This window comes from Pedobacter sp. 01T416_2 (assembly GCF_056398925.1).
The window spans coordinates 1-8,411 of record NZ_JBFTQI010000194.1; the positions used below are offsets into that span (position 1 = coordinate 1).

Here is an 8,411-nt window from a genome sequence, read left to right on the forward strand (position 1 = left end):
ATTACAAATAAGGTTAAAACCAAAGAGAATAAGGTACCACCAACAATTACGGTTCCCATACTCATTCTACTTTTTGCAGCAGCTCCTAAAGCCAATGCAATAGGTAGTGCACCAATGGCAATCGCCAAACTGGTCATTAAAATTGGACGCAAACGCGAAACAGCAGCCTCCCGTATGGCTTCGGGGATTGGAATGCCTTTTTCTTTTAACTGGTTAGCAAATTCGACAATTAAAATGCCATTTTTAGTTACCAGACCAATAAGCATAATGGTACCGATCTGGCTAAAGATATTCCAGCTTTGGCCACATAACCATAGCGATAAAAATGCACCCGCAACCGCCATAGGTACGGTTAAAATGATAATAATCGGATCTTTGAAGCTCTCAAACTGCGCCGAAAGAATTAAATAAACGAGTAGCAGTGCCAAACCGAATGCAAAGAAGGTGTTTGAAGAACTTTCTTTAAAATCCCGCGATTCTCCACTTAAATCAGTAGAGAAAGTTTCATCCAATACTTTTTTAGAAATGGCGTCCATGGCATCAATACCTTCACCAATACTTTTTCCAGGTGCTAACCCTGCCGAAACAGTTGCTGCGATAAAACGGTTGTTCCTGTACAGTTGTGGTGGACTACTTTCTTCTTTAGCAGTAACCACATTGTCGAGCTGAACCAATTCGCCCTTATCATTACGTACATAAACCGAGCTCAAATCTAATGGATCTTTCCGGTCTCCACGATCGAACTGGCCAATTACCTGATATTGTTTTCCATTCATGAAGAAATACGAAAACCTTTGGCCACTTAAACCTAAATTTAAGGTTTGGGCAATAGCAGATATGGAAACACCTAAATTTTTGGCTTTATCCCTATCGATGGTTAAATTAATTTCAGGCTTGTTAAATTTCAGGTTCACATCCGAAACGGTGAATGTTGGATCTTTCGATACCGCATCCATAAACAAAGGAATTTTCTCCCTTAATTTTTCGAAATTTTGTGCCTGGATGATATAACTGATCGGTAAACCGCCACGGCGGCCAACTGAGATGGTTGGTTGTTGATTTACAATGGTTTTGCCCTCGGTATATTTCTTTGTAATGCGGGTAAGCATATCGGCAATGTCTTTTTGCGAACGCTTACGATCTTCAGGATCAGTTAAACCCATCCTTACAAAACCAGAGTTTACCGAGCCTGAACCACCGAAACCTGGCGAGGTAATGGTTATGTTCACATTTTTTTCAGGTACAGAATCGAGAACCAATTGGTTCAATTTCATAATAAACTGATCGGTATAGGTAAAAGATGCACCCTCTGGAGTAGTCGCATTAATATTTATCGCACTTCTATCATCATATGGAGCGGTTTCTTTTGGCAAAATCTTCCAGAATAAGAAAATTAAGCCCATACAAACCAAAATGATCGGAACGGATAGCCATCTTTTATCCAAAAATTTATTCAGGTTCGATTCGTAGGCATCATTTAATTTTACAAAATAGGGTTCGGTCCAATTGTAAAACCTGGATGGTTTATGTCCACCTTTTTTCATCAGGTAGGCGTTTAACATTGGTGTTAAAGTAAGCGATACAAAGGCCGAAACCAATACTGCTGCACCGATTACCACCCCGAACTCTCTAAATAAGCGGCCAACAAATCCCTGCAAGAAAATTACCGGTAAGAATACGGCTGCAAGGGTAATGGAAATAGAAATTACGGCAAAAAAGATTTCATTTGATCCTTTAATGGCTGCCTCGAAAGGCGACATCCCTTCTTCAACCTTTTTAAAGATATTTTCGGTAACCACAATACCATCATCTACCACCAATCCCGTAGCGAGCACAATGGCCAGCAAACTCAATACGTTGATTGAAAATCCGAAGGCGTACATGATAAAGAAAGTGAAAATCAACGATACCGGAATATCAATCAATGGTCTGAAGGCAATAGCCCAATCTCTAAAGAAAAGGTAAATGATCAAGATTACCAGTACCAATGATAAACCAATCGTCTCGGCAACTTCGGTTACCGATCGCTTGATAAATAGTGTATTGTCTAATGCAACTTTTAGCTTAATGTCTTGAGGGATATCGGCTTTTAGCTTATCAAAACGCTTGTAAAACTCTTTACTGATATCGAGGTAATTGGCTCCTGGCTGAGGGATAATGGCGATGGCCACCATCGGTCTGCCCGATTCGCGTAAAATGGTTTCTTCGTTTTCAGGCCCTAAAACTGCATAACCTACATCTTTTAATTTGATTACCTGGTTGCTATCTGTTTTCAGGATTAAGTTGTTAAACTCGCTTTCGTTGGTCAGTTTTCCTAAGGTTTTAACTGTCAGCTCGGTAGTAGCTCCGGTGATTTTTCCTGATGGAAGCTCTACGTTTTCATTATCTAAGGCGGTAACAATATCTTGTGAAGTTAAACCGTAAGCACTTAGTTTATTTGGGTCCATCCAAATACGCATGGCATATTTCCGTTGCCCCTGGATCTGTACGCTACTTACACCCGGAATGGTTTGGATACGATCAGCGATTACGTTTTCAGCGAAATCACTTAACTCCAGTGTATTGCGTTTATCGCTCTGGATGGTCATTGATAAAATCGGGTCAGAATTTGCATCGGCCTTACTTACTACCGGTAAACCGTCAATATCTTTTGGTAAGGTACGGGCAGCCTGCGATACTTTGTCACGCACATCATTTGCGGCCTCTTCTATATTTTTATCGAGGTTAAACTCTATGGTAATATTGCTTGTTCCCTGGTTGCTTGATGAAGAAATATTTCGGATGCCATCAATTGAATTGATCGATTTTTCTAAAGGTTCGGTAATTTGCGATTCGATAATATCTGAGTTGGCACCAGGATAGGAAGTTCTTACCGAAACCACCGTGGGGTCGATAGACGGATACTCGCGCACACCTAAAAAGGTATAGCCGATTATCCCGAAAAGGACAATCAATAAGTTCATCACAATGGCCAAAACCGGCCTTTTTATACTCGTGGTTGAAATACTCATTATTGATTGTATTTATTTTTTTTATGCTCGTTGTTCATTCTAAAACAATATATTTTGGCTTCTTTTGGTAAACCGGTGTTAGCCACAGTTAGCCTGTTTTGTACCTCAATAGCTGCACTATCTATATTTTTATCCATGTTAAATTCAACGATAATATTGCCTGCACCTTTTTGGGATGATGTTGATATTTTATGGATATTGCTGATTTTTGAAATTTCTTTTTGCAAAGGATCTAAAACCTTCATTACTGTAGCCGAATCTGCTTCAGCATAGGATACATATACCTGCATCGCGGCACGCTCTTTAGGGGTTTGCTTGCAGCCAACCAGGCCAAAAACCATATTCGCGACGGCAATAAAGGCTACTTTTTTGATACCCGTGGTTGAGATACTCATAATTGTTTAACCAAATGAACTTTTACCGGGGCATCTTTCTTTAACGCCATCGATCCGGTTGTCAAAACCGTATCGCCAACTTTTAATCCCGAAGTAATTACAATATTTTCATCGGTACGTGTACCAGCTTCTACTTTAACCTCTTGTGCTTTTCCATCCTTTTGGATATAAACAATCTTACCTTTTAAAACAGGAATAACTGCTTCGTTAGGGATAAGAATAGCATTTTGAAGGGTGTTTAAAGCCAGTTTAATTTTGGCGAATGAGCCAGGTAATAAAAGATTATCGGCATTTGGAGCCAGAGCCCTGATCTGCAATGTTCTGGTTGCAGCGTTAATTCCAGGTTCAATGGCATAAACCTTTCCTTTGTTTTCTTTAGAAGAACCATCAGTGGTAAAGGTAATTTCCGAATTGAGTTTAATCTGCCCAGCATATTTTTCAGGAACAGAAAATGTAATTTTAACCGGGTTGGTGCTCACCAAATTGGCAATTACGGTGGCTGGTGTTAAATATRTTCCTGCAGAAATACTACGTAAACCCACTCTGCCTGTAAAAGGTGCGCGGATAGTCGTTTTAGCCAGTTGTGCCCTGATTAATTGTGCCTGCGCCTGCAACGATTTTAAATCTGCTAGCGCTGTATCATATTCTTCCTGACTGATTGCACCTTTAGCCAAAAGTTGTTTTGCCCGGTTTTCGTTTGTTCCGGAAAGTTTTTGTTTGGTTAGTGCATCCTGCAATTGGGCCTGTATATCTCTGTCGTTTACTTTAACCAGTACACTTCCTTTCGATACCGTTGTACCTTCTTGAAAATAGATGCCGGTAACCAATCCTGATACTTCACTTTTTAATACAACAGATTCGTTTGCATCAATAGCGCCAGTTACCTCCAGATCATTATCAAACGATACCGGTTTTACGATGATTCCGTCAACTATCAATGGTGCAGAAGCGCCCCCTTTGCCACCAAGTTTGCCTTTTCCAGCTCCGGCAGATGCTCCGCCTTTCCCTTCGAGTTTTTTATTTGCGTTAATTCTGTAATAGACCAAATAAGCCAAGCCTATAGCTAAAACAGCATAGATAATATACCTTTTCTTCATGTTTCTTTTTGTGTCGTGCGTATTCCGAACATTAAAATAAGATTAATATTCTAGAATTAGAGCGTAAAAATATTCAAATAGTTTAGTCCTAAATTTGTTGTATTAAGGATGTTACCGATTTTAGTCCGAAGTCTGCAGTCTGAAGTCTACAGTTTGGGTGTAAATAATAGGTCATAGTCAATTATTATCCCTTCAAAAATCAACAAAAACATGCTTGGTGCCATTTGGGTACTTAAGCTCCCTGTATTTTCCGCAAATCGCCAAACGCCAAACGCAAGTTGAACCGAAACAACTATTTTACACCACATTTAGCTATTTTGTTCCAAAACCCCGTCAATAAATCTAAATTTGCAACAAAACACAGTCAATATCAATATGTTTAACAAAAAATCAATTTTAAGTTTAGTTTTACTACTAACGTGTATTATGGCAGCGAAGGCGCAGGTAAAAATAGGCTTTGAGGTTTCTTTTAAAGAACCACAGGCACACTATGCTGAAGTTCAGATGAATATTTCTGGCTTGGCAAAAGATTATGTAGATGTAAAAATGCCTGTTTGGACACCAGGTTCTTATTTGGTTCGCGAGTTTGAAAAAAGTGTAGAAGAATTTAAGGCTACTGCAGCAGGTAAAGCCGTAAAAGTTGAAAAAGTAAGGAAAAACACCTGGAGAATTTTCTCAGCCAAGGCTGCCAATATCCAGATCAACTATCGTGTTTATGCATTCGAAATCTCGGTGCGTACACCTTTTATCGACGAATCTCACGCTTTCTTGTCTCCAACAGGGATTTTTATGCATCCTGATGGCATGATCAAATCGCCAAGCACTGTAAAAATTATTCCTTTTAATACCTGGAGTAAAGTTTCTACTGGTTTAACACCTGTTGCTGGAGCGCAATTCACCTATAAAGCTACCGATTTTGATATTCTTTACGATAGCCCTATTGAAGTGGGTAATCAGGATATTTTCGAATTTACAGCTTCTGGTGTTCGTCACGAAGTAGCCATGTACGGCGGTGGTAACTACGATAAAGAGAAACTTAAAGTAGATATGGCTAAAATTGTAGAAAAAGAAACTGCAGTTTATGGCGAAAACCCTAATAAATATTACCTCTTCATTGTTCATAATTTCTTAAAAGGTGGTGGAGGTTTAGAGCACTTAAACTCTACCACTTTAGGCGCTACAAGAAACGCTTACAATACTGCAGAAGGTTATAAAGGCTTTTTAGGCCTGGTTGCACACGAGTATCACCACCTTTGGAATGTTAAGCGTTTACGTCCGGTGGCATTAGGTCCTTTTGATTATGACAACGAAAATTACACCACTAACCTTTGGGTAGCTGAGGGATTTACATCGTATTACGAAAATAAATACTTGCATAGAGCAGGTTTTACTGATGTAAACGAATTTTTGAAAGATCTGGCTAGCGGTGTTGGTACAGTATTAAATACCCCTGGAGCTAAATATCAGTCAGCTGCTTCATCTAGTTATGACGCATGGATTATTGGCTACCGTCCGAATGAGAATTCAAAAAACAATTCCATCTCTTACTACAATAAAGGAGAAGTGATCGGTATTTTGATGGATCTCGAAATCATTAATGCCACCAAGGGTGCTAAAAGTTTAGATGATGTAATGAAAGCCATGTATTTGCAGTGCAAAACCTTAAAACGTGGTTATACCGATGCAGAATTTAAAGCAATGGTTGAAAAGATATCAGGAACTAGCTTTACTAACTTTTGGACCAAGTATGTAAACGGTGTAGATGATGTAGACTATGTAAAATATTTCGCATATGCAGGTGTTGATGTTTCTACAGAAAATGCAACGCCTGGTAAACCGGTTAGTGGTGCAGCAGTTCAGTTGGCTACTAAAGGTTTAGAAGTAACTTCGGTTACCAGAAACTCAGCAGCTTGGGTAAGTGGTTTAAATGTTAACGATGTAATTGTACTGATTGATGGCTCATCACTAAGTGATGTACTGAAAAATGTGAAATTAAAAGAACCGAAATTTTCGCTAGATATTTTACCCATCATTACCGATAAAAAAATTGGCGATCAGCTAACGGTTAAGGTAATCCGCGATGGACTTGAAAAAGAAATTTCTTTAAGCTTGAAAGAAAATCCAAATGTACGCTTAAAGGCAGCTGTAAACGAAAATGCAACACCAGCCCAAAAAGCAGTGTTAAAAAAATGGACAGGAATTTAAGTCTAGAGTCTTAAGTCATTAGTCTTGAGTCCATCACTCGGGAAATAAAAAAATCCCGTAAGATTAGTTTCCTACGGGATTTTTTATGCCTTTATACTTTTGCTTTAGTCTTTCAGCGCTCAGCGCCAAACGCCCCCGCTTAAAAAGTATATCTAAAACCTAAGCCGAATCTTCCAGCGTTAAAATCGCTATCGTTGTCGCCAATGTAAAGTCTTGGTCTCCAGTCTAAAGCTAATGCCAACGGTGCGCCAGAGAATTTATAATCTAAACCAACCATCGGAACCAGGTAAAAACTAGAACCACCATCATACAATTGAATCGACGGACCACCACCTAAATACCAGTCTAAACCTTTTGCGCCAGGGATAGATGAATTGTATTGAAGAAATCCCTGGATAATTGTAGAGTTTCCACCAAATAAAACTTCACCTTGTAGTGCAGCTTTAGGGCTAAAGTGATGCCTAACTGAAGGACCAACCAATGTAGCACCATCACCAAAGTCAATGCCTAAACCTAGTCCGGTTTTATAGTTTTGAGCTTTAACGTTTGTTGTAGTAAGGGCAAACAATGCAATGCATCCTAAAATTGTAAATAACTTTTTCATAATTTAAATGTTTTGTAAATAATTATCAGCCTAACAACTTTAATGCCGTTTCTGTTTTTTTGGTAAAAATCCATAAGGATAAAAAACAATGCTTGCATAGTAATTTTGTAATCACTAAGTTTATTTAAATATTTTTTACGAAAAGTAAATACAGCGTTTTATTAACTACGAGGTATTATTTTTATTAAAAAGGCATATAGATGTTAATCTTTATGTTTGATTTTTTAACTTAACCAAATAATAAACAATTCATATGGCGGCAGAAATTAAACGGGTTTTTGATCTTTTGAAATATAGCCTCGAAAATCCAAAGCAAGAATTCATCAGCGGAAAAATTAACGGAAAATGGATAAATTATAGTACAACCGATTTTTGTACTGCCGTAGATAACCTAAGCCGCGGATTAATTAAACAAGGAATAGGCAAAGGGGGCAGGGTCGCTGTAATGTCGCACAACCGACCTGAATGGAATATTGCCGATTTTGCAGCCAACCAAATCGGTGCCTATCAGATTCCCTTATATCCAACCTTGGCCGAGCACGATATCCAGTTTATCTTAAAAGATGCAGAAATCGCCATTATTTTTGTAGCCGACGAAGATTTGTATAAAAAAATTAAACCTTGTGCCGATGCAATTAACCCAGCCATTAAGATTTATAGTTTTAACGAAATTACAGAAACCGAAAACTGGAATACATTAATCGAATTGGGCAAAGCGAGTACAGATATTGATTTGGAAAAATATCGTGCTAATGTTGCACCCGAAGATGTATTAACCCTAATTTATACATCTGGCACTACGGGTACGCCAAAAGGTGTAATGCTAACGCATCATAACTTGGTGGCAAATTTTGTTAACTCGGCTGTGGTGATACCCGAAGGCGTTAAAAAAGGGTTAAGCTTTTTGCCGCTTTCGCATATTTTCGAGCGGATGATCATTTATTTATATCTGTTTAATTATACAGGAGTTTATTATGCCGAAAGTATGGAAACCATTGTAGCCGATATTCAGCATGTAAAACCCAATGTATTCTCTACAGTTCCAAGGCTTCTCGAAAAAGTGTACGATAAGATAATGGAGAAGGGGAAAGCATTAACG

At 38.6% G+C, this 8,411-nt stretch carries 6 protein-coding genes; 2 read left to right on the top strand and 4 right to left on the bottom strand.

The genetic code is table 11. The features are described 5' to 3' along the window. From AC1DPQ_RS10410 to AC1DPQ_RS10420, 3 genes are all read right to left on the bottom strand, one after another. Window positions 1-3,011, bottom strand: a 3,011-nt coding sequence (locus AC1DPQ_RS10410; RefSeq protein WP_477609142.1) for an efflux RND transporter permease subunit, incomplete at its 3' end; no start/stop codon positions are given. After that, window positions 3,011-3,406, bottom strand: coding sequence for an efflux RND transporter permease subunit (locus AC1DPQ_RS10415; protein ID WP_477579986.1), 396 nt, complete (start codon window positions 3,404-3,406; stop codon window positions 3,011-3,013). The genes AC1DPQ_RS10415 and AC1DPQ_RS10410, both read right to left, overlap by 1 nt. Further along, entirely contained in the window at window positions 3,403-4,503 is a 1,101-nt protein-coding gene (locus AC1DPQ_RS10420) for an efflux RND transporter periplasmic adaptor subunit (RefSeq protein ID WP_477609144.1), read from the bottom strand. Before AC1DPQ_RS10420 ends, AC1DPQ_RS10415 begins: the two co-directional genes overlap by 4 nt. 426 nt (window positions 4,504-4,929) lie before the next feature. On the opposite strand from AC1DPQ_RS10420, the gene AC1DPQ_RS10425 reads away from it, so the two are divergent. Further along, window positions 4,930-6,708, top strand: a complete 1,779-nt coding sequence (locus AC1DPQ_RS10425; RefSeq protein WP_477579990.1) for a M61 family metallopeptidase — start codon at window positions 4,930-4,932, stop codon at window positions 6,706-6,708. 139 nt (window positions 6,709-6,847) lie between these two features. On the opposite strand, the gene AC1DPQ_RS10430 is transcribed toward AC1DPQ_RS10425, so the two are convergent. Continuing rightward, window positions 6,848-7,312: a hypothetical protein gene (locus tag AC1DPQ_RS10430; RefSeq protein WP_057933119.1), complete on the bottom strand. Its 465-nt coding sequence runs from the start codon at window positions 7,310-7,312 to the stop codon at window positions 6,848-6,850. Window positions 7,313-7,565: 253 nt separating this feature from the next. Between AC1DPQ_RS10430 and AC1DPQ_RS10435 the strand changes: the two genes are divergently transcribed. Beyond that, window positions 7,566-8,411 (top strand): AMP-binding protein (locus AC1DPQ_RS10435; RefSeq protein ID WP_477609146.1); only part of this gene is annotated, 846 nt, incomplete at its 3' end.

Excerpts from the sequence above, each read along its gene's own strand:
- AC1DPQ_RS10415 (WP_477579986.1), bottom strand. The coding sequence starts at position 3,406 with ATGAGTATCTCAACCACGGGTATCAAAAAAGTAGCCTTTATTGCCGTC.
- AC1DPQ_RS10425 (WP_477579990.1), top strand. The coding sequence starts at position 4,930 with ATGGCAGCGAAGGCGCAGGTAAAAATAGGCTTTGAGGTTTCTTTTAAA.
- AC1DPQ_RS10430 (WP_057933119.1), bottom strand. The coding sequence starts at position 7,312 with ATGAAAAAGTTATTTACAATTTTAGGATGCATTGCATTGTTTGCCCTT.